Genomic DNA, 25,160 nt, shown 5'->3' on the forward strand with positions numbered 1-25,160 from the left:
TGCGCGATGCGCAGTTCATCGAACGGGCCTGGTCAAGACAGGCGACGACGTTGCCAGCCAAGACCGCAGCGCTGACGGTTCAAGCTCGAAACCGACCTCCAAGGTCTTGCCACCGACCTGCTGGAAAAACTGCGCGGTGCGCAGTTTTTCCACCTGAGGTCCAGGGCTTGCCCTGGTCCGGGTCGAGGGGCGGATAGCCCCCGCGGGGCCCGGGGCAGCGCCCCGGCTCCACGCTCCCGGATGAGCCCCTCAGTTCGACGGCGGTCCTGCGCCCTCGCGCAGGTACGCGATCGTGCGGATCGTCTCGACGAGGCGCTCGCGCTCGGCGGCCGTGATGTGCACGAAGCGCACGCCCATGCCGGGGTTCGGGTTGTCGTGGAGCGGGCGGACCGCGTTGATCCACTGCACCGTTCCTTCGAGCACGAACGAGTCTCCGCTGTTTGGCGGGGTGAACCGGAGTGTGAGGCTCGTGCCGACGGGCAAGGGATCCGTCGTGTGCACGAAGATGCCGAGCTCCGAGATGTTCGTGATCGCGGCGTAGAGGAACGTGTCCTCTGTCTCGCAATCCACCGACCACGTCACGTCGAATCTCTCCGAGGAACGCCGCTCGAACCAGCTTGGGCGGCTCGGGGGCGGTGCCTCGTCTTCGCGGGTCGACGACGGAGGTTTGTCCGCCGTGGCGGGTTCGTCGACCGCTTCGCGCTCCGGATCGCTCCCGTGACGCTCACCCATCGAACCTCCCGCGTAGCCGCTTTCCACACGGGCGCCAAGGGATCCGGCAGGGTGCTTCGATCAACGCACGCGGAGCGCTCCGCCGATGACGCGGTTCTCGTGGTTCGGGCCACGCGCCACCCGGAAACGCGTGTCTCCGGAGAAGAAGCCGAAATAGACGGTGTAGTCGCCTGGCGTGAAGTTTGGTTCGAGCTCGAACACGTAATCGTCCACGACGATGTCGTTCGGCTGCCACAGGTTCATCGCATATTTGCCGTCGAGTGCGGTGTGATCGCCGTTGTATCGGCGCTGGTAGCCGTCGATGTGCAGGAAGGCCTTCCAGGTGCCGGTGATGGGCTTCACGACCCGGTAATAGAAGCGCATGTGGTACTTGCGCTGCGGGACCACGCTGTCCACGACCTGGCCGGCGCCGTCGCGGACCTCCCAGCCGAGCACGTCGAGTTGATCCTCGAATGCGGCGTCGACGACGTGGAGCGTGGGCGGGGGCGGCTCGTCCATGACCAGCGCGCCGAGGGGGTTTTCGTTGCGCTGGCCCCCGAGATCACTCGACACGAGCAGGATCTGGCTCGAACGCGCGTCGAGCACGGGCAGGTTCGAGCCCTTCTCCTTGCGGTGGAGCGAGTTGAGGCGCGGGAGTTCCTCGGCGCGGACGATGAGCCAGCGGCGATCCGTGCCCTCGGTGAGCCACCTGAACGCCTCGAAGGGATCGTTCCACTGCGCGACCTCGCCGCCGTGGTGGTAGTAGGCGATCGAGCGGGCGCGCACGCCGAGCAGGCCGAGCGGCTCGCCGGGCTTCTGGAGGCGCCCGTAGGCGTCGAAGACCTCCTTCGGCGAGAGCTGCGCGGCGAGCGCGGGGTAGTAGCCGAACGAGAGCACTGCGCCCGCCGCGAGCGCGGCGAGCAGCACACCCGCGCCGCGCGGAAGGCGCGTGAGGCCGAGGGCGGCGCGGAAGCCGTCGCGGATGGTCGCGAGAGAGATCGGCGCGATCGCGAGGACGAGCGGCGCCGCCCACCAGAGGTTCAAGCCGGCGTCGATGAAGTTGCGCGGCAGCCGCTGCACGGACACCCAGCCGAGCCGCGTGCCGAGGAAGAGCATCGCGCCGAGACCGACGAGCGCGGCCTCCACGACGACCGCGGCGAAGAAGAGGTTGCCGTTCCAGACCGTGGTGAGCTCACGGACCACGTTGCGGTAGTCGTCGGCGAGGCCCGCGGCCCACGCGTCGATCGAGCCGGGTTTGTCCGCGCGCCCCTCGAACCACGCGATCGCCACGAGCGCCGCGAAGGCCGCGGCGGAGACGCGCATCAGCGTGGTCGCGTCATGCTCGAAGCTCTTCGGGAACGCGGGTTTATCGACCTCGAACGCACTGAACATGCGGCCGGGCTCGAGCACCATGTCGCGGTAGAGCACGAACGCGAGCAGCGCGACGCCGAGCGCGAGGGCGCGCGACGGAGGCGCGCCGCGGTCGAAGTCGGCGACGGCGAGCCCCACGACGCCCGCGAGCAGCGCGACGCCGCTCCACGGGAGGAACACGACGTGCGGCGTGAGAGCCGCGTAGACGGCGTACGCGACGGCGGCGCCGACGAGCAGCGCGACCCGCAGGCCCACCTCGCGCCTGCGGGTCGGCACGTCGAGCTCCACGGGCGCGCGGAACAACCTGCCGAGGGCGAACGGCAGGAACGCGCTCCACGGGAAGAGCGCGTGACCGAGGTGCCGGATCGTCCGATCGAACGTCGCATCCACGCTCGACTTCTTGCTGAGCGCGACCGCGAGCGCGCGCGGCAGCGGCGCGTCGGGCGAGGTGCGCATCAGGAGCGCGATCCCGACGCCCAGGGCAAAGAGCCCGAAGAGGAGCGAAAGCGCGCCGATCGCGTGCTCGACGGAGGTGCGCCCCGCGGACAAACCTCCGAGCTCGAGCACGAGCCAGGCGAGCCCCGCGGCGAGCGCGGGCACCGCCACGCCGATCAAAAGCCCACGCGACATGTAGCCGGCCGCGAGGCCGACGACGCCGACGAGGAGCCACACGCCCTTCACGATCCACGTGCGCGTGCCCGGGACCTCGACCTCCGCGCCGTCCTTCGACCGGCGCGCGCGATCGAAGAGCGCGCCCACGAGACCGGCGAACGCGATCGAGAGCGAGGACATCGTGACGATGTCGCCGAGCATCGTGCGCGCTTGCATGAAGTAGAGCGGCGTCGTGGCGAGCGCGACGGCGCCGTAGAGCGCGGCCCGTTTTCCCGAGAGGCGCGCGAGCAGCTCGTGCAGCGCGACGACGCCGACGAACGCCCAGATCGCGAGCGGCAACCTTCCCGTCCAGTCCGCGAGCCCGAAGAGCCGGAAGCCGAGCGCCATCGAGGTGAACGGCAGCTCACCCATGCGCAGATCGCTCAGCGTGGGCATCTTGTTGACGGCGTCGGGGAGCGCGAGCTTGTCCGCGTGGAAGACGTGGATCGCGATGCGGCGCGAGAGATCGGCTGCATCGAGCTCGTACGGATCCCAGATCCCGCTCTTGCCGAGGGTCGAGAACAGCACGAGGGCAGCGACCGCGAGGGCGAACGGGCGAGACCACGCGGCGAGGGAAGGCGCGCGGGCGCTCGCAGGGTTCGGCAGAGCCTCGCGGGTCGTACCGCCTTGGGCGCTCTCGGGGACGGCTTCCATGGGGGGCTTCTACCGCTGCTCGGGCCGGTAGCCAAAGGCGTTTGCGGGGCAGGCGCGGCTGCGGCGGACGAGCCCCCCGGCGCGGGGGGTTCGGGGCCATGGCTCGGCTTGTCCGGGCGCAGACCCCGAGCGCGGATAACGTGAGAAGCCGTTTGAGGCCTCCCGCGCTGTCTGCTATCGCGCCGCGCTGTGAAGAGCCGAAGACCCGAACCCCGCGCCGAGCGCCCTGGCCGGAAGCCCGAACCCGCGCGCGAAAGGCCGTCCGACGACGAACGAGCCGGCGCGTCCCCGCGAAAGGAGGCGCGCGGGCCGAGGCCCGAGCGCGGTCGCGGCGGAGGTCGGCCGGGCGAAGAGACACGCGGCGCGAAGGGAAAACCACGCGCAGAGGAAGGGCGAGGGCCCGGCGCGGCGCGCGGGAAGGGACCCGCGAAGAAGGGGGCGCCTCCTGCGCGCGGCGGCAAGGGGGCACGACCGGAGACGCGCGGCGGGAGGCCTGCGACGACGGACGATCTCACGCGCGGACCACGCGGCGGCACGGGCGAGGGGCGTCGCCCGAGGACGGCGCCACGTCCGCGCCCCGAGCCTCGCCCGGCGCCCGAGGCGAGCGGGCCTTCGCGCAGCGGCACGGTCGCGCTCATCGGCCGGCCGAACGTCGGCAAATCCACGCTGCTCAACGCGGCGCTCCAGCAGCCGCTCTCGATCGTGTCGAAGACGCCGCAGACCACGCGCGACGCGCTGCTCGGCGTGGTGCACCACGGTTCCGCGGAGATCGCGCTGCTCGACACGCCCGGCCTGCACCGCCCGCGCACGCAGCTCGGCCGCGTGATGAACGAGGCCGCACGCGATGCGGCGCGCCGCGCCGACGTCGTCGTCTTCGTGACGGACGTCTCGCCCCGCCCCGTGAAGCGCAAGGAAGACGGCACGCCCATCGAGCCTCGGCCGCTCCTGCCGCACCCCGGCGATCTCGTCCTGCTCGCGGATCTCGCGCCGGATCGGCCCGCGCTGCTCGTCGTGAACAAGGTCGATCTGCTCCGGGACAAACGGCACATGCTGCCGCTGCTCGAGGCGTACGGGAAGGTGCGGAACTTCGACGCGATCGTGCCGATCTCGGCGCAACGCGAGGACGGCATCACGCGCGTGCTCGACGAGATCGCGCGCTTCTTGCCCGAGGGTCCGTTCCGGTACGGCGTCGACGACGTGACGGACAAACCCGCGCGGTACTTCGCGGCGGAGTACGTGCGCGAGCAGATCCTCCGCGCCACGCAGGACGAGGTGCCGCACGCCACGGCCGTCACGATCGACCGGTACACCGAGCCGCGGGCGCCGGGGCAGGCGGTTCAGATCGACGCCACGATCCACGTCGAGCGGCAGGGCCAGAAGCGGATCCTCATCGGCGCGGCCGGCGCGATGATGAAGCGCATCGGCATCGCCGCGCGCGAGCGCATCGAGGAGCTCGTCGGCGGCAAGGTCGTCCTGCGCCTCTGGGTGCGCGTGACGCCGGACTGGCGCGAGTCTCTGCCGCGCCTCGAGGAGCTCGGTTACGGCAAGGCGCGCGACGGCGGGGCGGGCGCGGCCGAGTACGTGATCGTCGCCGAGCGTGACGCCGAAGCGGACGAGGCCGACGACGAAGCCGGCGACGAAGCCGACGAAGACGGCGAGGACCTCGACGACGACGTCGAAGAGGACGAAGACCAGGACGAGGAGGACCTCGACGACGACGGCGACGACGAGGGCACGCCCGACGAGGACGAGGAGGAATGACGATGCAAGAAGACCAAATCGAGCAGCCGGACGAGGGCGTGGCCCCCGCGCGGGTGATGAGCGCTCCGCTGCCGATCGTCGCGATCGTCGGCCGCCCCAACGTCGGCAAGAGCACCCTGTTCAACCGACTCGTCGGCAAGAAGACCGCGATCGTGCACGACGAGCCCGGCGTCACGCGCGACCGCCACTACAGCGACGTCACGTCGCGCGGCCGCAGGTACACGCTCGTCGACACGGGCGGCTTCGATCCGGAGAGCGATGATCCCATGCGGCAGGGGATCAAGCGCCAGATCGACGTCGCCATCAGCGAGGCCGACGTCATCGTTTGCGTGCTCGACGCGAGCCAGCCGCCGACCCCGGCCGATCACGCCGAGCTCGACCTGCTCCGCCGCGCGGGCAAACCCGTCATCTACTCCGCGAACAAGGCCGACTCGCAGCGCGCCGAGATGGAGCTCTCCGATCTCTACCGCCTCGGCGCGAAGGACATCATCCCCTTCTCCGCGCTCCATGGCCGGCGCATCGACGAGCTCGAGTCCGCGATCGTGGCCGCGCTCCCGCCTCCGCCGCCCGAACCGGAAGAAGGCGCGGCGCCGGACGAGGCCATCCGCGTCGCCATCGTGGGCCGACCGAACGCGGGCAAGTCTTCGCTCGTGAACCGCCTGCTCGGCGAGGAGCGCCTCATCGTCGACTCGCGCCCGGGCACCACGCGTGACGCGATCGACACGCGCATCACGAAGGGCAAACACTCGTTCCTCTTCATCGACACGGCCGGCATCCGCCGCAAGGCGAAGGTCACGAAGGAGGACAGCGTCGTCGAAGCGGTGAGCGTGCTCCACGCGATCCGCGCGATGGAACGCGCCGAGGTCGTGGTGCTCCTGAGCGACGCGTTCGAAGGCGTGGCCGAGCAGGACGCGAAGATCCTGGGCCTCGCCGTCGATCGCGCGCGCGCCGTCGTCGTCGGCCTCAACAAGGCCGATCTGCTCGACAAGAAGTCGTTCGGGAAGGCCGAGGAGAACGCGCGCGACAAGCTCTCGTTCGTGCCGTGGGCGCCCATCGTTCCCATCAGCGCGAAGACGGGCCGCGGCGTGGGCAACTTGCTCTCCACGATCACGCGCGTCGCCCAATCCTTCCGCACGCGTGTTGGCACCGGCGAGCTCAACCGCTTCTTCGAGCAGGTCCTCGCGAATCGCCCGCCGCCCACGTCCGGCGGACGCGCGCCGCGGCTCTACTACGTCACGCAGGCCGAGACCTCACCGCCGCTCTTCGTGGTCATGGCGAGTGATCCCGAGAAGATCCACTTCAGCTACCAGCGCTACGTCCAGAACCAGCTCCGCAAGAACTTCGGCTTCGAGGGCGTGCCGGTCCGCGTGAAGTACAAGGCGAGGCGACGCCGCGGCGAGTGACGCGAATCAGTCCCCGCGGTGCGCAGACCGCCCCGACGAGGGACGGCCTTCGTTCATCGTCACCTCGACGCGCGGCACCTCGTCGCGCACGTGCTCGGTCCCCGCATCTTTCCACACCGGCACCGAGCGGCTGAACACTTCCAGCCGCTCGATCTCCTCGTCGTCGACGAGGCAACGCAAGCCGAGCACCGCCTGGTTGATCCCCGTGAAGCCGAGCGCCTTCGCCAGCGCGCGCAGCCGGTCCTGCTCGTCTTCTTGCGGCTCCGAGGGGATCGAGATCGCCTCGCCCGACGGCGTCTCCATGTGCCCCCGCAAGGCCGAGGCCGCGCTCCGCGACGGCCCCACGATCTCGCGCGCGAGCTGCCGCGCCGCGATCGCGCCTCGCACGAGGTACTGCTCGCGCAGGAGCTGCGCGTTCGTCCGGCCGACCCGCGCGATGAGCAGCGCTTGATCCTGCCAGTCGCAGATCCGCTGCAGGCTGTAGGTCGTGTTGAAGAAGATACGCGGCGTCGGCATGAACGCGAGCGCGTGCGCCGAGTCGATCCGCTCCTCCGCCAGGCGCGCCACGTCGTCGTCGTTGAGCCCGTCGATGATGCCGAGATCGCTGCCCCGGATCGGCGCCGTGTTCCCCACGCCGAGCATCGTCGCCGCCCGATCCGTCACGGCGCGCAGCACGCGCTCGCCGAGTAGCGCCACGGCCACGCCCACGATCAGCGCGCCCTTGTAGCCCTGGAACAGGTAACCCTTCTCCGCGCTGCTCGCCGCCTCCGGGCCGTCGAGCAGCGCCACGCCCAGGAACATCGACGCCACGCTCACGATGAGCAGCGTCCGCGCGGCGAACGCCATCATGCGCGCGGTCGAATCATTGCTGGCCGAACGAAACAGGATCTGCCCGAGGTTCAGTGTGAACGACACCGTGCTCGCCGCGCCCACGGAGAGCGCCACGAGGTGCCGGAGCTCGTTCTCGCTCCGCGCGTACCTGACCAGGATCACCGCGCAGGCGATGAGGATCGCCGACGCCACGAACCCGAAGATCGTCGCGTGCCGCGCCATGCGCTGCACCGACTCGCGCATGAGCTCGTTCTCGTAGGCCCACATGCGCTCGACCTTCTCGCGGAGCTCCATCCGATCGCGCATCGCCATGCCCGGCGCGTATCCCACCTTCAGCCGGAAATCGCCGCGCGCGAAGCGTCGCTCGACCAGCATCGCCGAGCACACCGCGAGGATCATCGGCATCGCGCAGGCCCCGAGCACGCGCAGCCGCGCGATCGACGACGTGCTCCACTCCGCGAGATCCTGGTAGGCCACGGCGAGCATGCCGCCGAGGCAAGCGAAGATGATCCACCGCACGAACGACGGCGCGATGAGCGCGAGGAACCCGAGCAGCGCGCGGAAGCGCTCCTCGCCCATCTGCATCGACTCCGCGAACGATCCGCCGACGAGCGTGTGCAGGAAGAACACCACGACGCCGATCGCGAGCCCCGATCCGATCTCCACGACGTACTGCGGCCGGTTCGGCGCGACGTACCGGAAGAACAGCACCGTGCCGATGTAGGCTGCGATCACGAGGAGCGCGACGACGAGCGCGCCGCGGACCGCCGAGCGCGGCTCGGCCGGGCGTGCCGGGGACGAGCCCTCGACGATCCGGGGCGGCGGCGCGGCGGCGGTGCGTGCCGCCTCGGCGCTCTTGCCGGGCACGTGCCGCAGGGTCGGCGGCGACACCGGCGATTCGGCGGGGGGCGCGGGATCGGGCAAAGCAGGACCTCCGCCTGCATCGTACCTGCCCGCGCTCCCCTCCCCGGCTCGAAATCGCGTCAGCGCCGCATCGACGACATCGTCCGGCGCGAGCCGCGGTGCGAGAGCGTGCGGTCGCCGGGCTCGTCGATCTCGTAGATCTCGGCGTCCGGCGGCGGGCGGACGGCCTTGCCGTGCAATCCTCCGGGATGCTCGCCGCTCTCGTAGCGGGCGTCGCTCTCCTGGCTGCTGATGCCGCCGGCCTGCGCCTCGGCGATGCGCCGGATCGTGCGCTCGTCGGCCTCCTTCGGCCGCGTGCGGACCACGCGCCTGCCGGAGACCCCGAAGCGTCCCCTTTGAACCAACCAGACCGCCGCGGCCACGGCCGAAAGGAGACCGGCCGCGCGCTCGATGCCGCGCCAGGCTCCCCGGACGCGGCGCTGCCACCTGCGAGGAATGTTCATGCGTGAAAGGCTGGGGAGGCGGGCGGCGATCGTAAAGCGCCGCCGGCGCATGCAGAGCGTGGCTCGAAAAAGCACGCGGCGGGAACGAGCTGCCCCATTCCCGCCGCAATGCCCCTCCGCGCGCTCGGTTATTTCTGCGTCGCTTTCCGCATCTGGCACATCAGATCACAGACCTCGAGCGGCAAGGTCTCGCGCTTCGGCGGCTGCTTCACGACCGGATCCGTCTTCTTGGGCTCGGTCGACTTCGCGTTCGTGACCGGGCCCGTCCGCTGCGTGACCTTCGTCTTCTCGGGCGCGGTCGTCTCCTTCGCGGGCGGCGTTGTCTTCGCCTCGGCGGGCGGGGCCGGAGGCGTCGCGGCGCGCTGGATGGCCACCTCGAAATGGGGCGAGACGCGGCTGCCCAGCGTCATCGGCTCGACCTTCGGGCGCGCGCTCGCGGCGCCGATCGCCATCGCCGACACCAGGACGGCGCCCACGGCGGCGACCAGCCATCGCCCCTTGCTGCTCTGCGTCTCGACCACCTCGGCGCGCGGCTCGGGGGCCGGCAGCGGGGCGGGCTCGGGCGCGCCGAAGGGGAAAATCGGCGCGTGCGGCAGGACGGGCGCGGCCGGCTTTTGCACCTCGGCCGCTGCGGCTGCGAGGGCCTTCAGATCGATGATGCCCGAGTCGTCGGAGCGCGCGCTCGTTTGATTCGTCGTGGATGCGTCGTTCGAGGCCTGGGCAACGAGTGAGCTCAGCGAAAACATCACCGAGCCGTCCTCACGCGTTCCCGGGGCCCCCCTCGAGGACATCGTTGGATTGGATCGAGGAATGCTCTTCATGGCTCGTTTCTCGCTTTCTCCACGTTCACGGGTCGGGGGTTGTGCCCCCGGACCCGAATGGCGACGGTCACTGCATTCGACGCACGGCCGCGTTGGAAGTTTTGGTGACCAGGCAAAAGTGCACGAAGGATGAAATCCTTCCGTGGGGGACGGGGGGCGAGCGCCCGGCTTGGTCCGGGACGGGGCTCGTGGTAGCTCTGCCGGCTCGCGTGGACGGCCGACTTTCCCGGTCGGACGCGGTTGTTTCGCTCTTCAATGCGCCCTCGGCTCCTCCTCCCGCTCGTGCTCGCCGCCCTCGCCGGCCCTTCGGCTTGCCGCCCGCCGGCCGAGCATGGCGTCGAGCAGCGCCCGCATCCGCGCGCCGAGGCGTCCGTGCAGACGCCCGCGGCTCCCGCTGCTGCGCCCGGAGCCGTCTGCGCGGCTGGGGACGGTCGATGCACCTCCGAGGAGGTCGCGCTCGTTTGCCAGAATGGCGAACGCTGGGTGGAAGAGCGCTGCGGTGAGGGGTCGACCTGCCTCGGCACAGGCTGCGTACCCCTCCGCGCCGAAGGCAATCCGCCGGTCGCGCTCGCTCGGGAAGCGCTCCTCGCGCCGCAGGGGGAAGGCTGGTTCGACGCGTGGACGGCCGTCGGTCCGCTCCCGGGCCCCTTGCCCGAGGGCGAAGCGACGACGACGCCCGACGCCGGCGCCCCGCCTTCGCCGCGCCCGATCTGCGCGAAGGACGGCTACGTCGACGTCCACGAGAAGGCCGATTCGAAAAAAGGCCCGAAGCCGCCCACCCATTTCGTCCTTTCGGGCCACCTCGTGTCCGGCCGCGCGCAGCGTATCCTCCTCGCCGCGGGCGTCTCCGGCCGCGTGCGGATTTCCGTGGGCGGAAAGCGCGTCTTCGATGCCACGCGCGAGGCCGATCCCCTGCCCTTCCGGGACGAGACGCGGGTCCCGCTCGATCTCGATCGGGGCGTTCATCGAATCGTCGTCGAGGTCGAGCAACCGACGCCGGCGCCCACGGGCTTCTGGCTGCGCGCGCGCTCCCCTTCCGGCGGACCTGCGCCGGACCTGCTTTTCGCCACGACCCCCGAGGCCACGTGCACGCCGGCCGATCTCCTCCGTGCCGAGATCCAGAAAAAGCCCACGGCCACGGGATTCGAGGTCTCCGTGCGGCCCGCGTGGTTTGGCCTCGGCCCTCGGAAAACGCAGGATCTCCCTTACCGCGCCGAGCTCGCTTCCGAGAAAGGCCCGGCCCGCCCGCTCACCGAGGGCACCGTTCCCGCCGCCTCGCTCGGCACCCCCGACGGCGGGTTTTCCCTCACCATTCCCTTCGAAAAGACCGGGACGACCGACCTCCGTCTCCGCCTCGGCGCGGCGCCCGGGACCGAGCAGAAGATCCCGCTCGTCTACCGCGGCTCCTTGCAAAAACGCGTCATCGCGCTCGCGGACAAACGCGAAACCATCGAACGTTCATCGGCCACCCGCGGCGAAAAGGACAGCCTCGTCGCCCACATCGATGGCCTCGTCGAAAACCTCGCGCAAAACGATCCCGACATCTCCTGGATCAAGCGTCAGACCGAGGAAGCCGAGACCCTGCTCGCCTCGCTCGAAAAAGGCGAAAGCCCCTATACAGGCCGGTTCGGCGTCCAGCGCCGCGCCTATCGCAGCCCGCTCGACGGCCGCCTCCAGCCCTACGTCCTTTACGTCCCGAGCGCCTACCGCCCCGGGGGCAAACCCCTCCCGCTCGTCGTCGCTTCCCACGGGCTCGGCAATCGCCCCGAGATCGCGCTGCGGGTCGTCGTCGGCGAGGCGCCCGAGGCGGGCTTCAGTGGACTGCTCGAAGCGCGCCATTTCCCGGGTTTGCCCGATCTCGGCGCGTTCATCGTCGCGCCGTGGCAATTCGGCAATGCGGGCCAGCGCCACCTCGGCGAGGACGACGTCCTCCGGGCCATTGCCGAGGTGCGTGCCCACTTCCCCATCGACGAGCGCCGCATCTCCATCACCGGCTACTCGCTCGGCGGCACCGTCGCGTTTTACCTCCCCTTCCATTACCCGGACCTCTTCTCCGCCTCGGCCCCGCTCTGCGGCTATCCGAACCTGCTCGGCTGGGAGAGCATCCGGAAAGCTCCGCACACGCCCTGGGAAGACGTTCTCCTCGCCAAACGCTACATCGTGAACTGGGCCGAAAATGGCCAGCACGTGCCGCTCTTCATCGTCCACGGCGGAAAGGACGATCCCACCCGCTCGCAGCTCGTCGCCGATCGGTATCGATCCCTCGGATATCCCCACAAGTTCGACGTCCAGGAGGATCTCGACCACAACGTCTGGGATTACGGCTACGAGGACGGCGACATGATCGGGTGGCTCAAATCGCATCGCCGGCCCAAAGCCCCGGATCGCGTCCGGTTCGTCACGGGCGAATGGCGGTACGACCGGGCGCACTGGGTACGCCTGCTCGGCATGGAAGCCGAGGACAAATTCGCCGAGATCGACGCCCGCCATTCGAAGGCCGACGGCATCACGGTGAAGACCCGCAACGTGGAATCGTTCGCCCTCGATTTATCGCAACTCTCGCTGCGCGAAGGCGCGGGCGTGACCGTGGACGGCGCGGCGATCGAAGGGCCTTTTTCGGCGGGGATGCTCTGGCTCGTCAAGAAGGGCGGCGCGTTCGCCCGCGTGCCCGAGGAGCCCTCGCGCAAAGGGCGCAAGCGCGCAGGCGTCTCGGGCCCGCTCGACGACGTCGATCGCCACGGCCGGCTCGTCGTCTACGGAACCCAGGATCCCGCGCAGATCGAGGCAAACCGCCTCGTCGCCGAGCATTTCGCCTCCTTCGACACCTTCGCGGCCCGCTTCCCGGTGAAATCGGACGTCGAGATCACCGACGCCGAAATCGATTCGCGCAGCCTCGTCCTCATCGGAAACGCACGCTCGAACCGGGTCACCGCGCTCCTCGAAAGCGCGCTCCCCGTGCGCTTCGAGCCCTCCGCGCTCACGTTCCGCGGCAAACGGCACGAGGGCGAGGACGTCGGGATCTCGTTCATTCATCCGCATCCGCGAAACGCGGACGAATACGTCGTCGTGCACGCCGGCGTGGGCGCCGCCGGCACGCTCGCGAGCCGCCACCTCCCGCGCTTCGCCCCCGATTTCGTCGTCTATGACGGACGCATGACCGTGCAGCGAGGTGGTCACTTGCTCGACCGGCGCGTGGCGATCGACGGCGGCTTCTTCGGCATCGACTGGAATTGAGTTCCCTTTCGGGATCGCTTAGCGTCGATCCATGCGCACGCGCTCGATCCCGTGGCTTGGTTTCGCCGCGCTCGTGACCGCTCTTTGTGCGGGCTGCGGCGGAGACTCGGAACCTTTCACGACGTCGGGCCTCCCGGCCGGCGGCAGCGCGTCGAGCGGCGCGGGAGGATCCGGGGGCGCGGGCGGCGGCGGCGGCGGCGGCGCCGGGCCGACGTGTTCGCCCGAGGGGCCCTTCGATGGCCCCGCGATCAAGCCGATCGACGCGCCGCCCGGCCAATGGTCCTGGATTCCGGTCGACGGCGCGAAGTGCCGCGACGGCTCGCCCACGGGGTTCGGCATTCGACCGCAGGCGGGCTCGGACAAACTCGTCCTCTACCTCGAAGGCGGCGGCGCCTGCTTCAATGGCACGACCTGCGGCATCAACCCGGGCAGCTTCGGCGCCGTCACGTTCGCCGGCTGGAAAGGCACGGTCGGCAATGGCGGCATCTTCGACACGGGCAATGACGAAAATCCCGTCAAGGACTGGAACATGGTCTACGTCCCGTATTGCTCGGGCGACATCCACGCGGGCCGCGCGGACAACGTCGACATCCCCGGCGCGCTCTCGCCGAAGGATCAGGACTTCGTCGGGTACGACAACATTTACTTGTATCTCGAGCGAATCATCCCGACGTTCCCCGGCCTGTCGAAGGTCCTGCTCACGGGCATCAGCGCGGGCGGGTTCGGCGCGGCGTACAACTACGATCGCGTGGCGCAGGCGTTTTGCCCGACGCCCGTGGTCCTGATCGACGACTCCGGCCCGCCGATGTCGGACGCGTACATCGCCCCCTGCTTGCAGGATCGCTGGCGCACACTCTGGAACCTGAAAGAGACGCTGCCGGCCGATTGCGCCGACTGCACCGGCGCGGACGGCGGCGGGATCGTCCATTACGTGGACTACATCGGCAAGAAGTACCCGACGAGCCGGCTCGGGCTCATCTCGTCGACGCACGACAGCGTCATCACGCTCTTCTTCGGGTACGGCAAGAGCGACTGCCAGAACATCGACGGCATCGCCACCGCCGTCTCGGGCGACGTGTACGCGCAAGGGCTCGACGAGCTGCGCCAGAAACACATGAATGGCTCGGGCAACTGGGCGACGTACTACATCGACGGCACGATGCACACGCACCTGCTCACCGGGCTCTACTCGACGAGCGTGAACGGGAAGAAGCTCTCGGACTGGGTGCGTGACGTCGTGAACGACGGGCCGATGGAGCACATCGGGCCCTGAAAAAAGACGAGGGGCCGGGGGAGGGACCCGACCCCTCATGACGAGAGGTTTGTCAGGGCGCTAGGATCAGCGCTGCGCGACCCGGCGCGGGCGGAGCGTGACGGCCGCGATGCGGAGCGGCTCGAGCGTGCTCTCGCCGAGGGCCGTGACGAAGTCGTCGTTCGCCGTGAGCACGGTGTCACCCGTGATCACGAAGCGCTCGTCGCCCTCGCCTGCCGCGACGAGCTGATCTTGCGGCACGATCTGGCCTTCGCGCAGCGCCGCGTCGAGGACACGCACGTCGGGCGAGGCGTTCGTCGCGCGCAGCGTGACCCACGCGCTCACGGGCGTCGGCAGGGGCGCGAAGGACGTGTCTCCCGCGAGGCCCGCGTACACCCAGGGCGTGTCCTTGGCCATTCGCTTCCAGCCGGCGCCCTGCTCGTCTTGCACGTAAAACGCGCCGTGCGCCGCGTCCGCGATGAGCCGTCGCGTCTCGCCGTTCGCGCCCGTCGCGGTCACGTCGGCGTACACGAGGCGGCCATCCGGGCCGAGCTCGGCGTATTCCATCACCTTCATCGCAGCGACCTGCGAGACGCCCGAGAGCGTCTCCGAGCCATCGCTGCGGACCGTGCGCTCGACACGCGCATGAGGTAGCGAGCCCTGGGAGAACACGTAGACGTGGTCTCCTGCCAGGGCGGGCGCCTCCACGCACGCCTCCTCACGCGAGGAGGCGGCGTTCCCGCAGCCCGCCGAAAGCGAAGCCACGAGCGCCGAGAGAACCAGAGCGGAGATGTGTTGCGTCGTCATGGCACCCCAAATCGAGTGACGGGGTGCCGTTATTTCAAGACTTCGCGATTTTTTTCTTTGGGCGGACGCGGAGGGTCCGATCACGAATGATTCCGCGATCCTGGCCACGCGCGTTGACGCGCAGCGTCGTCAGGAGGGCGACGTCGGAGGCGCGGCGGGCGGCGGGGGCGGAGCGGCGGCGGGCTTGAGCAGGACGTTCGAGAAGAGACCGTGCAGGCCCACGGCGAGCGCGTAGAGCGCCTCACCCGCGATGAGGCCGCCGCCGACGAGCGACGTCGTGCTCATGTCGTCGGGCAGATCCTCGCCGTCCTTCTTCTGCTTCGCAGCCACGCTCTTCTGCCAGGTGTTGTACGCGGACGAACCCACGCCGCCGACCGCGAACCACACGCAGACCATGAGCTCGACGAAGCCGCCGAACGACGACGCATACGGGCTCGGCAAGAGGAACGCGTCGACCACGAAGCCCGTGGCAAACCCTTCCTTCGAGCCCTTCACGAAGCTCTTGTAGCGCTCGCTCGCGTGGAGGACCTTGCGCAGCACCTCGGTGCCGATGCCGATCGCGAGGCCGATCGCGAGCGCCTTCACCTTGTAGGTCGCCAGGTAGCCGATGTCCTGCAGCGCGCCGACGAACTTGAACGTCATCGCGCTCTGCCACTGTCCGACGTCGGCCTTCGGGTCCGCGAACGAGTTGATCGTCAGCACCGGGTAGGCCTTCATGAACGTCTGCGCGAGCACGACGCAGAGCACCGAGCCCATCAGGATGCCGATGCTCTGGTAGCGGAACTGCACGGTGCGGTTCGTGCCGAGCCGATAGCCCGTCGAACGATCCTGCTGCATGTCGCCGCCGACCGAGCACGCGACGAGCAGGATGCTCGCGCTCATGAGCCCGACGCGCGGATCCTTCAAGCCGAGGCCACTCATGAGCAGCACCGCGATCACGAACGCGCTCGAGATCGGGTTCGAGTCGCTGATGCCGAGCGAGATGCCGTTGATCAACACGAACACGCTCGTCAGCAGGATGGCGAAGATCGTGAAGCCGAGCGGCTGCCCCATGACGAGCGTCGCCACAGCCACGAGCGCCGCAGCCCAGAACACGATCCAAGCGACGAGCCGCTTCGGGTTCACCTGCTTCCACGCATCCTTCGCGTCCGCCTCCACGGGCTTGCCCGCCTGCGCGCGCACGCGCCGGACGGCCTCGACCGCGATGAGCGACATGTCGACCACGGCCGCGCCGAGGATCATCGCGAGCGCGATCAAGAAGCCGATCTTGCGGAAGCTCTCGCCCTCCTTGAGCCAGCCGATCGAGACGAGGTAGGGCGTGATCCACTTGCCGATGAGCCCCATCAAGAGCGCGGGGATCGCGATGCGCGCGCCGACGACCATGCCCGCGCCGATCGTCGACGCCGAGAGCTGCGTGGCGCCGACGGCCGGCAGTTTCTCCACGAGCGCCGCGAACACCACGCCCGCGCCCGTGCCGCCGCCGAGCTGCCCGATCGAGCGCTTGAGCAAGCGTTTGTCCGTGAGCGCGCGAAGGATGTTCGCGACCGCGTAGCCGCTCGGGAAATCGAGCTTCAGACGATCGACGAGGATCGGCGTGTAGACCATGCCGAGGCCCACGCCGAACATGCCGATGCACGCGAAGAAGAGCGCAAGGTGGTGCCACGGCGGCATCGGAATCCCGAGCCACGTCATCGCCTGGATGAGCACGCCCATGCCCGCCATGCCCGCGACGCTCGCGGCCATCGTCTGCATGTAGTTCGCGCCGTGTTTGCCCTCGGGCCCGTAGCCGTACGTGACCGCGCTGCCGAGGATCCCCGCGAGCACCTGCCCGCCGACGAAGAACCCAAGGCTGAAGTTCATGTACGCAGCGGCGATGCCGCCGAGCGGGCCGAGGACCAAGATCGCCACGGCCGAGAGCAGCGCGTGGTAGGCCGGCGTGTCGATCTTCGGGAGGAAGGCGAACTTGGGGCGCGGCGCCTCCTCGGCAGCAGCGGTCGAAGGGGTTGTCATCGGGAACGGGATGCTAGCAGCACGGACGGGCGCGCATAGCGCTGGATCGCGGGCAAAGTATGTCCGGGAAGACCGGACGGACCGGGGAGGCCGAGGAGATCCTGGACGAACCTCCGGAGTCCGCTCGCCAGCGGGCTCGACGGACCTTATGGTCACAGGGTCCCGATGATCCCCACGCGCTACCAGAACCTCGAGGAAGCCCGCGCGCGCTTCGGCGACCGCGTGGACCGTCTTGCGCCATTCCTGCTCCGCGGCGATCCGCTGGCCGACGCGGTCGTCGAGGAAATGGAAGGCGCCCCGCCCGGTCGCGGGTTTGCCCTCCTCGACAAGGCCCTCCACGCCCCCGACACGCGTGGCCTCGATCTGCCCCCTGCGATGCGCGCCTTTCTCGAGTGGGCCTCCTACGTGCCCGCCTGGGTCGACTGGGACGCGATCCGGCGCGGCGGCGAGCTGCTGTTGCGCTCGGGAGCCCTCGGGGGCGCAGTGCTCGGCACCTACTCGCTCGTGCTCGGATACGCCTCGCCCGGGGGCAACAAGCCCCTCGTGTTCTCAGGTCAGCTCGTGGAGCGCGCGCCACGCCGCCTCGGCGAGACCTCGCGCTTCGTGCAAGCAACCGCGCAGCCAGGCGGGCTGTTTCGCACGGGCGAGGGATTCGCGATCACCCTCAAGGTGCGGCTCATGCACGCGAAGGTGCGGCAAATGCTGTCGCGCTCGCCGAAATGGAACACGGCCGCCTGGGGCCTGCCCGTGAACCAGCACGACATGGCAGGCACGTCGCTCCTGTTCTCGCTCGTGTTCCTCGAAGGGATCCGCGCCTTCGGGCTCGAGATCGATCGTGATGAATCCGAGTGCTTCATGCACCTCTGGCGGTACTCAGGGCACCTCATCGGCGTCGATCCCGAGCTCTTGCCCTCGTGCGAGTTCGAAGCATGGAACCTGGGGAACCTCATCCGGGCAACGGAAGGCCGGCCCGACGACGATTCACGGGCGCTCACGCACGCCCTCTTCGACTCGCCCGTTCAGCAAGCAAGGACCACGGAGGAGAAGCGGCTCGGCATGTTCCGGCGAAACATCGGCATGGGTTTTTCGAGGGGGCTGCTCGGAGACGAGCTCGCCGACGAGCTCGGAATCGAGCGCACACCGTTCGTCGCAGCATTCCACGCCGCCCGCGCGGTAACGCGGGTGGCCGAGCAGGCACGCAAGCGCTCGCCAACAGCGCATCGCAAGGCCATCGGCTCAGGGGCGCGTTACTGGGAGATGGTCGTGCAGGAGGGGCTCGGGGGCGCCCCAGCGCATTTCGCGCCGCCGGAGCGCCTCACGCGCGCAGCCTGAGGGGTGTTTTGAAGCGTGGGCGCCGGGGTTTCACCCCGGACCCGAGCAGGGGCTGTCCGCCCCTGCACCCGGACCAGCGCAAGCGCTGGACCCGTGGCGACAGCGCGCGATGCGCGCTGTCGACAGGGAAGACGTTCCCAGCACATACGGCAGCGCCGCCGTTTCGCTTGGCAACGCCGCTCGTGGTCTTGCCCCGGGCCCGTCGGAAAAACCGCGCATCGCGCGGTTTTTCCGCCTTCGGTCCAGGCCGTGCCTGGTCCGGGGTGCAGGGGGCGGACAGCCCCCTGCTGGGGTGCGGGGCGACGCCCCGCCTCTCCTCTCACTTGCGGCGGGCCGAGCGGCGGCGCGCCACGGACAAACCGAGTGCGGCGCCGAGGAGCCCGAGCGCGGCCGTGGTCTCGCTGCTGCTCGACACGGCGCAGCTCGAGCTCGAGCTCCCGTTGCCCTTGCCGTCGCCGAGGTTGCCCCACCAGGCGCCGCCGTTCTGATCGCCGCCGGGGATCTGCGTGCCTGGCTCGCAGGGCGGGTACTCGGGGCACGTGGGCGGCGTGCCGACGGCCTTCGTGGCCTGGAAGAAGTTCGAGACTGGCTTCTGCTCCGTCGCCGCGCCGAGCGCGAGATCCTTGTTCAGCGAGGCCCGCGCGAGCTCCGCGTTGATGCGCGTGAGCCAGAGCTCGCTCTCGTTGATTCCGCCGAACAACTTCTCGAGATCGGCCTGGAGCTCCTCGTTCGCGGTCACGTATCCGTCCTTCGGATCGCCGTAGCCGCTCTGATCCGGCAGGAAGCTCACGAGCTGTTCGAGCCGGCCGCGGATGTCCCACGGTGACGTCGGCTGCGCGTACTGGTTCAGCCAGGTCGAGTTGTTTGCGGCTTTGAACGCGTCCTCCTTCAGCGTCGCGTAGTTCGAATCGCCTGCGTCCCAGTTCCAGACGATGTCGGTCGTGTTGATCTGGAACGACGAGAAGTTCTTCGTCTCGTAGCGGCCCTCGGCGAAGACCCAGAGTGTCATCGGGGCGAACGCGCCTGTGCCTGCGGCGACCATCCGAAGCGGCAGCGTGGTGCTCGCGCCGAGCGTGGTGATGCGGACGGGACGCATCGAGCTCACGCCCTGGCCGGGGACGAGCTTCAGCGCGAGGAAGTCGAAGCCCTCGCCGACGTAGGCGTCGATGATGGGACCGACGTCGGCGCTGATGTTGTAGCCGTTCGTGGTGAGCCAATCCTTGAGGGCGCCCGGATCCGACGATGAGAGCTGCACGGTCTCGTAGGGGCCGACGACCTCCTGCGTGATGACGTCGACGCCGCCGCCGGCCGCGTCGCCGCCTGCGCCGCCGGCGCCCGCGGAGCCGTTTCCTTCCCAGCCGCCCCAGCAGGAGGGCGCCGGCGGGCAGTTCAGGGGCGGCGCTGCGACGGACGTCGCCGTGCGCTCGCTGAGGACCGAAAAGACCGCGTCCGAGGACAAACCGACCTCGACCTGGCCCTTGATGGGCAGGATCCAGGCGAACGAGGTGGGGTCGCCGGAGTATTCGATCTGGTCCCAGAGGGTGGTCGAGGTCTGCGAGACCGAGAAGATCATCCGGTGGCCGGTGACTTGCGTCGACTCGTCTTGCGGCGGGATGCAGCCGCCGCAGGCGGCGGCGTCGCGGGTGTTGGTCACGGCGGCGGCGACGAGGGGGAGCGAAAGGAAGATCGCGTGGAAGAGCTTCATGCTTGGGACCTCCGGGCAGCGGAGCCGGCGGAAGGCATGCGGCGTGCCGCTACGATTCTTCAACCATTTCATGATCCCAGCGCCCGATCCACGGCTCTTTCGGGCACACGCGGGCACACGATGACACGAATGCGAGGAGGTTCTCGGCGACGCGCCTTCGTGGTAAGCAGGGGCCCCGAACGAGGAGCGAGATTGTCATGCGCGAACCTTTGGATCCCGTGCTCCGACCGATCGACGTTTTCGCGGGCGCCCGTGACGCGTCGCGCCCCGAGGATCGCCTGCGCGAGGTCCGCAAACGCGCGGCGCGCCTGCGCGAGGAGCTGCTCTCGGCGCCGCCGGTGCCCTGTTATCGATCCCGCTCGCTCGTGCGTGTCCCCTATCCGACGCGGTATGCGCTGCGCGACGCCTTCCGCGGACCGACGCCGTTCGTGCACATCCTGAACCGCGTCTTCCTCGTGCAATTCGAGGCCGGAGGGAGGCTCCGCACCCTGCTCGCCTCGCCCTCCGACGTCCGCGCCAATGCCGAGACGCCCTTCTTCAAGCGCTTGCGTGGCACGTTCGGCCCCTTCAAGGACCTCGGCCAGCGCCTCATCGCGCCCGAGCTCGGCACCGTGGAGTCGTGCCTCGCCGAGGCGGGACTCTCCCCCGAGGACGTCGATTACATCACGTACGATCACCTGCACACGCAGGACGTGCGCCGATGGCTCGGCGCGCATGGTCGTCCCGGTTTCTTCCCGCGCGCGAAGCTGCTCGTCATGCGCCAGGAATGGGAGAGCACGCTCGCGCTCTTGCCGCCGCAGCGCGACTGGTATTGCCCGGGCGGGATCGACGGCGTCGATCCCTCGCGGATCGTGCTGCTCGACGGCGACACGAAGCTCGGCGAGAGCGTCGTGCTCATGGCGACGCCCGGCCATACCGAGGGCAATCATTCGATCGTGGTGCGGACGAGCGAGGGGATCTTCGTGACGAGCGAAAACGGCGTCGGCCCCGACGCGTACGCCCCGCGCGTTTCGCGCATCCCGGGGCTCCGCCGGTATGCCGAGGAGACCGGGATGGAGGTCGTCATCAACGGAAACACGCTCGAGCGCGGGATCGACCAGTACATCTCGATGGTGCAGGAGAAAGAGGTCGCGGGTGCGTCCCGGCAAAACCCGGATTTCCCGGCGATGGTCAGCTCCTCGGAGCTCAGCGCCTACGCCCTGTTCCCCGGCGTCACGCCCACGTTCTCGTTCGGCGATCTCACGCTGGGCAAACCGGCGCGCCCCACGCGCGAAGACCCTCGAACCCGCGCCGCCGACGCGACGCTTTCGGCCTAGGAGGAGACGATGGCCGTCCTGGTCTTGACCGGAGCCGCGAGTGGGATCGGCGCGCACATGACGGGGGTCTTTGCGCGCCGCGGTGACACTGTCGTCGCGACGGACGTGAACCTCGCCGCCCTGGAGAAACATGCGGCGGATCATGCGTGGGGGACGAACGTTCGTCTGGCCAAACTCGACGTACGCGAAGCCGCGGACTGGGACGCGGCCCTCGCGACGGCCGAGCGCGAGGGAGGTGGGCTCGACGTCGTCATGAACATCGCGGGCGTGCTCAAGCCCGGCTGGGTCACCGATTTGACGGCCGCCGACGTGGATTTCCACCTCGATGTGAACGTGAAAGGCACGGTGCTCGGCACGCGCGCGGCCGCGGCGCGGATGGTGGCGCGGGGACGGGGCGGGCACATCGTGAACATCGGCTCGCTCGCGTCGCTCGCGCCCGTGCCGGGGTTATCCCTTTATGCGGCGTCGAAATTCGCCGTGCGTGGATTCACGCTCGCCGCCGCGATGGAGCTCGCCCGCCACGACATCGCCGTGACGCTCGTCATGCCCGACGCCGTGCAGACGCCCATGCTCGATTTGCAGGTCGACCACGAGGAGGCCGCGATGACGTTCTCCGGCCCGCGCCCGCTCACCGTCGAGGACATCGAGCACGCGCTCCTCCACGAGGTGTTGCCCAAACGCCCGCTCGAAATCGCCTTGCCGCTCGGCCGAGGGCTCATGGCGCGCGCGGCGAACACGGCGCCGGCCGCCTCGCGCTGGCTCGAGCCGATTCTCACGAAAAAAGGCCGCAAAGCCCAGGAACGAATCAAGCAGGGACGCTAGTCCACCCCGGCACCTTCGCCCGCGGCGGCCGCTCCGCGCGAACGAGGTCCCGCGCGAGCCAGGCGAGCACGCGCGGATTGTGCCGCGCGTCCGTGAAATGGTAGGGCAATCGAGCCTCGCCGAACGGCACGTACACGCGCACCGGTACGCCGAACGTGCGCGCCTCCCGCAAAGCCGGCCCGAACGGCAGTCCGAGGAGCAATTCGACCTCGCACGGAGTCCCGTTCGAGACGAGCCGCTGGAGCGCCTGCCGCACGAGCGGCCCGTCGTGCGAGGCCACGCCCACGTGCCGCGCCTTGCCCGCGAGCGCGTCGATCACCGCGAGAAAACCCGCCCGCGGATCGAGCTCGGGCGCCGCCGGATCCGGCACCTGCCCTTTCACCACGCGCACCGGCACGTTCCGCCGGATCGCCCAGGCCGCGTCCCGCGCGCTCCGCGCAAAACGTCCGGGCAAGGTGAATCCGATGGTCGTCCCCCTGCCCATGACGCTCTCCGCGAGCGCCCGCGTCTTCTCCACGGCCTCGGGCCGCTGCGCGTCGAAATGCACCCGCGCGGACGAGAGCGCCGCGCGCCCCACGATCTCCCCGACGAGATCCCGGGAAAACCCGAGCGCCGGGGCCTTGATCGCGAGGTAATGGTCACCGTCCGCCTCGGCGAAGGACTCGAGCGTGGCGAGCGCGCGGTTCGCCACGATCCGCGGGGACGTGTTCTCGCCGTTCCAGAAGCAAACGACGACGCCCATGCCCGCGTCCCAGAATTGCCGGCTGAGCGAGAGGGCGTCGGTGATCCGCGGCCCGGCGACGTACGCGCGCCCGGCGCGCTTCGCGATCGGCTCCCACGCCGCGTACGCGGCCTGCTTCAGACCTCGGATCGTGTCAACCATTGAAACTGCCTCCTCAATGTCCGGAGCACGCCCGCGGCGGCCTTTCGCGACAGCGCGGACGCGCTCGCGAGGCTCACCGGATACGCGCCGAGCGAAACCGTGGCGCGCTCCTCGTTCGTCCAGGGCTTGATCCACGGCGCGACGCCGCCGAGAAATTCGTACGTCGAGAGCCCCTGCTCGGCCGCGCGGCGCAAGCTCTCGCGCAGGAGCAAGATGCCCGGCGAGGCTTGCCGAAAAGCCTCGTCATAACCGATCTTGAGCAGCCAGTAGCGTCCGGCGTGCTCGACCGCGAGCTGCATGGCCGCGGCGACACCGCCGATATGGAGGAAGGCGACGCGCAGGATCCCGCAGCCCGCGGCGGCGAGGGCGTACGTCCGGAAAAACGTTCCGATGACCCGGTCGGACGACATCGCGGTGCCCTCACGGCCCTTCCAGCCGGCGGCCTCCACCCGAAACGCCTCGTCGAGCACCGCCGCCGCCTCCTCGGGCGCGGGCGAAAGGAACGAATACGAGATCTTGCCCTGGCGCTCGGCGTGCCGCTCGGCGCGGCGCAGATCCTGGCGCCGCCGGGGCGAAAGGTGGCGCTCGGGCTCGGTCCACGAGGCGCCGAGCGGGACGAACGGGCAGGGCTTCGCGGGCCCGATGCGGACGATGCCGCGGCGACGGTAAGCCTCACGGAGGGCCGGAATCGTCGGCGAGGTGGTGAGCACGCGTGGCAGGTGCAAAGGCCAGGGACCACGCGCGAGCGCCTGGCAAAGCGCCCCGAGCGCCCCGGGGCCGCCGCGGGACAGATCGACGGGCTCGCCGAGCTCGAGCGCCCCGGCGGGCATGAGCGAAGGCGAGAGGCCTCCGTGATGGACGAGCGCCGCAATCGAGGGCGATTCGAGCGTCGACGTCGCGACGACGACCCGCAATCGATCGGACGAGCCGCTCGCCGCGAGGAAGCTCTCCGTCCAGAGGCTTTGCTGCATCGGGGTGTCCTGCAGCGCATCGAGCGCGGTCCAGGCCTCTCGTACCGCGGGCAGCGCCTTTTCCCCGGCGAGCAGCCGGGTGGAGATCGCGGCGCGGCGCATTTCGTCCGCGCCCGAGGAGGGCTTTTGCCGAGGCCCGAGCTCTTGCATTCCGTTTCCCCCGCGGCCAGAGGCGCCGTCCTCGGAGCATGGTCCGACCCCCCGGGCCCCGCCACCTCACACGGCCCGTGAAAACCAATCAAACACGCCCCCGGGAGGGCGGGTATCGGCGTCGAGCGCTCCCCTCGGATAACGAGGTTTTTTCCTGCGCCGGCGGGCTCGCGCCCGGGGCATTCGCCGTCGTCGCGCGCTCTCCAGGTTCTTCGGCCAATCCTTTGCATACGCGATCCGGCGCGCGCGCCCTCCGGGCATTTCTTTCTCGCCCGGCCACGCGCCCCCGGCATACCGCCGCGCCCCCTACGCGCGCGGCCCGACCCATTCGAAAAGGAGTTTCCCGGTGAACAGGATGCTTCGGAGCACGCTCTTGCTCCTCCTCGCCCCGCTCGCGCTCGTCACGACGGACGCGGTCGCCGAAGAAAAAGCCGGCGTCGAGGTCGTCGGCGAGGCCGTCGCCCGGTGCGCGGGCGAAAATGCGGTCGTCTCGCTCCGCCTGCGCAACAAGAGCGGCGAGACCGTGACGGCGCGCGCGAGCGCCGCCGTGGTCGTCGCGTGCAGGGCCGAGGACGCCGAGGGAAAGGCGGACGAGAAGCGCGGCGATACCCTCGAGGTCGAGGAGCGAATCCCCGACAACGGAGGCAGGTCCGTCACCTACACGCTCGTGCTGGAGGGGCGGATGGGCTGCAACGCAGAGGAGCGCGTGGCCGCGATCGATTACGAGTCGGTGAAGCTCGAAATCAACGGAGAAGTCACGGCGTTACGCATGGAAGGGTGCAAGGCCTCCCGTTAATCGGTCGGCTCCATGGGCGGACCGCTGATCTCCTCGGTCGGGGGCACCCATCCCTCGGGGTTCGGGCCGTCCTCCGGCGTGGTCCCTTCGGAGTACGTCGGGCCGCCGGGGTACGCCCCCGCGCCGCCCTCGTCCCCCAGGGGCCCGCGCGAGATCGGCTCGCCGCCGATGTCCGGGGAAATCGCGCCGCCCCGCACGCCGGGCACGTCCTCTTGCGTCCGAGGCCGCCCGGCCCCGGCGTCGCCCCGATCAAAAGGCCAGGGTTGCTCCTTCGCCATGATGCCCTCCAGAGCTTCCCCATGGGGCCGGCGC

General features: G+C 69.7%; 19 protein-coding genes. 8 read left to right on the forward strand and 11 right to left on the reverse strand.

Translation table 11 applies throughout. The features are described from left to right. Positions 1-249: 249 nt before the first annotated feature. Together QHF84_RS36645 and QHF84_RS36650 are read right to left on the reverse strand one after the other, a co-directional pair. A complete protein-coding gene (locus QHF84_RS36645) occupies positions 250-732 on the reverse strand; it encodes a TIGR02266 family protein (RefSeq protein ID WP_281318179.1) in 483 nt (160 codons plus the stop codon). 60 nt (positions 733-792) lie between these two features. Then, positions 793-3,387, reverse strand: coding sequence for a glycosyltransferase family 39 protein (locus tag QHF84_RS36650; protein ID WP_281318180.1), 2,595 nt, complete (start codon positions 3,385-3,387; stop codon positions 793-795). Between the two features lie 189 nt (positions 3,388-3,576). Here QHF84_RS36650 and era point away from each other — a divergent pair, with 189 nt between their 5' ends. Next, positions 3,577-5,148, forward strand: a complete 1,572-nt coding sequence (era, locus tag QHF84_RS36655) for a GTPase Era (protein WP_281318181.1) — start codon at positions 3,577-3,579, stop codon at positions 5,146-5,148. A gap of 2 nt (positions 5,149-5,150) precedes the next feature. After that, the gene (der, locus tag QHF84_RS36660) at positions 5,151-6,551 is read left to right on the forward strand and encodes a ribosome biogenesis GTPase Der (RefSeq protein ID WP_281318182.1); all 1,401 of its coding nucleotides are present in this window, start codon (positions 5,151-5,153) and stop codon (positions 6,549-6,551) included. Between the two features lie 6 nt (positions 6,552-6,557). Here the strand turns inward: der and QHF84_RS36665 are convergent, their stop codons facing one another. The 3 genes from QHF84_RS36665 to QHF84_RS36675 form a co-directional block, all read right to left on the reverse strand. Beyond that, positions 6,558-8,273 carry a hypothetical protein gene (locus QHF84_RS36665; protein WP_281318183.1) on the reverse strand — a complete coding sequence of 572 codons (1,716 nt, stop codon included), beginning with the start codon at positions 8,271-8,273 and terminating at the stop codon, positions 6,558-6,560. A 92-nt stretch (positions 8,274-8,365) separates the two neighbouring features. Next, complete coding sequence (locus QHF84_RS36670; protein ID WP_281318184.1) at positions 8,366-8,749, reverse strand: hypothetical protein; 384 nt, start codon at positions 8,747-8,749, stop codon at positions 8,366-8,368. A gap of 128 nt (positions 8,750-8,877) precedes the next feature. Beyond that, complete coding sequence (locus QHF84_RS36675) at positions 8,878-9,498, reverse strand: hypothetical protein (protein WP_281318185.1); 621 nt, start codon at positions 9,496-9,498, stop codon at positions 8,878-8,880. Positions 9,499-9,825: 327 nt separating this feature from the next. On the opposite strand from QHF84_RS36675, the gene QHF84_RS36680 reads away from it, so the two are divergent. Continuing rightward, a complete protein-coding gene (locus QHF84_RS36680; RefSeq protein ID WP_281318186.1) occupies positions 9,826-12,804 on the forward strand; it encodes a prolyl oligopeptidase family serine peptidase in 2,979 nt (992 codons plus the stop codon). Between the two features lie 31 nt (positions 12,805-12,835). Beyond that, a complete protein-coding gene (locus QHF84_RS36685; protein WP_281318187.1) occupies positions 12,836-14,077 on the forward strand; it encodes a pectin acetylesterase-family hydrolase in 1,242 nt (413 codons plus the stop codon). Between the two features lie 66 nt (positions 14,078-14,143). Here the strand turns inward: QHF84_RS36685 and QHF84_RS36690 are convergent, their stop codons facing one another. Continuing rightward, positions 14,144-14,863 (reverse strand): hypothetical protein, encoded by a 720-nt coding sequence (locus QHF84_RS36690; RefSeq protein ID WP_281318188.1) that lies wholly within the window; start codon positions 14,861-14,863, stop codon positions 14,144-14,146. A 129-nt stretch (positions 14,864-14,992) separates the two neighbouring features. Continuing rightward, positions 14,993-16,873 (reverse strand): OPT/YSL family transporter, encoded by a 1,881-nt coding sequence (locus QHF84_RS36695; RefSeq protein WP_281318189.1) that lies wholly within the window; start codon positions 16,871-16,873, stop codon positions 14,993-14,995. A 165-nt stretch (positions 16,874-17,038) separates the two neighbouring features. On the opposite strand from QHF84_RS36695, the gene QHF84_RS36700 reads away from it, so the two are divergent. Further along, positions 17,039-18,205, forward strand: coding sequence for an oxygenase MpaB family protein (locus QHF84_RS36700; protein WP_281318190.1), 1,167 nt, complete (start codon positions 17,039-17,041; stop codon positions 18,203-18,205). Between the two features lie 319 nt (positions 18,206-18,524). Here the strand turns inward: QHF84_RS36700 and QHF84_RS36705 are convergent, their stop codons facing one another. Then, positions 18,525-19,910, reverse strand: coding sequence for a DUF2330 domain-containing protein (locus QHF84_RS36705; RefSeq protein ID WP_281318191.1), 1,386 nt, complete (start codon positions 19,908-19,910; stop codon positions 18,525-18,527). Between the two features lie 197 nt (positions 19,911-20,107). On the opposite strand from QHF84_RS36705, the gene QHF84_RS36710 reads away from it, so the two are divergent. Next, entirely contained in the window at positions 20,108-21,226 is a 1,119-nt protein-coding gene (locus QHF84_RS36710) for a hypothetical protein (protein ID WP_281318192.1), read from the forward strand. A gap of 9 nt (positions 21,227-21,235) precedes the next feature. After that, positions 21,236-22,048 (forward strand): SDR family NAD(P)-dependent oxidoreductase, encoded by an 813-nt coding sequence (locus QHF84_RS36715; RefSeq protein ID WP_281318193.1) that lies wholly within the window; start codon positions 21,236-21,238, stop codon positions 22,046-22,048. On the opposite strand, the gene QHF84_RS36720 is transcribed toward QHF84_RS36715, so the two are convergent. Both QHF84_RS36720 and QHF84_RS36725 read right to left on the reverse strand, forming a co-directional pair. Then, entirely contained in the window at positions 22,032-22,931 is a 900-nt protein-coding gene (locus QHF84_RS36720) for a hypothetical protein (protein WP_281318194.1), read from the reverse strand. The two genes, QHF84_RS36715 and QHF84_RS36720, sit on opposite strands and share 17 nt — an antisense overlap. Further along, on the reverse strand, positions 22,907-24,052 hold the full coding sequence (locus QHF84_RS36725) for a GNAT family N-acetyltransferase (RefSeq protein WP_281318195.1): 1,146 nt from the start codon (positions 24,050-24,052) through the stop codon (positions 22,907-22,909). Before QHF84_RS36725 ends, QHF84_RS36720 begins: the two co-directional genes overlap by 25 nt. Positions 24,053-24,398: 346 nt before the next feature. On the opposite strand from QHF84_RS36725, the gene QHF84_RS36730 reads away from it, so the two are divergent. Continuing rightward, positions 24,399-24,848 carry a hypothetical protein gene (locus QHF84_RS36730; protein WP_281318196.1) on the forward strand — a complete coding sequence of 150 codons (450 nt, stop codon included), beginning with the start codon at positions 24,399-24,401 and terminating at the stop codon, positions 24,846-24,848. On the opposite strand, the gene QHF84_RS36735 is transcribed toward QHF84_RS36730, so the two are convergent. Next, on the reverse strand, positions 24,845-25,126 hold the full coding sequence (locus QHF84_RS36735) for a hypothetical protein (protein WP_281318197.1): 282 nt from the start codon (positions 25,124-25,126) through the stop codon (positions 24,845-24,847). The genes QHF84_RS36730 and QHF84_RS36735 overlap by 4 nt on opposite strands. Between the last annotated feature and the right edge of the window lie 34 nt (positions 25,127-25,160).

Source organism: Polyangium sp. y55x31, assembly GCF_029946505.1.
GTDB lineage: Bacteria > Myxococcota_A > Polyangia > Polyangiales > Polyangiaceae > Polyangium.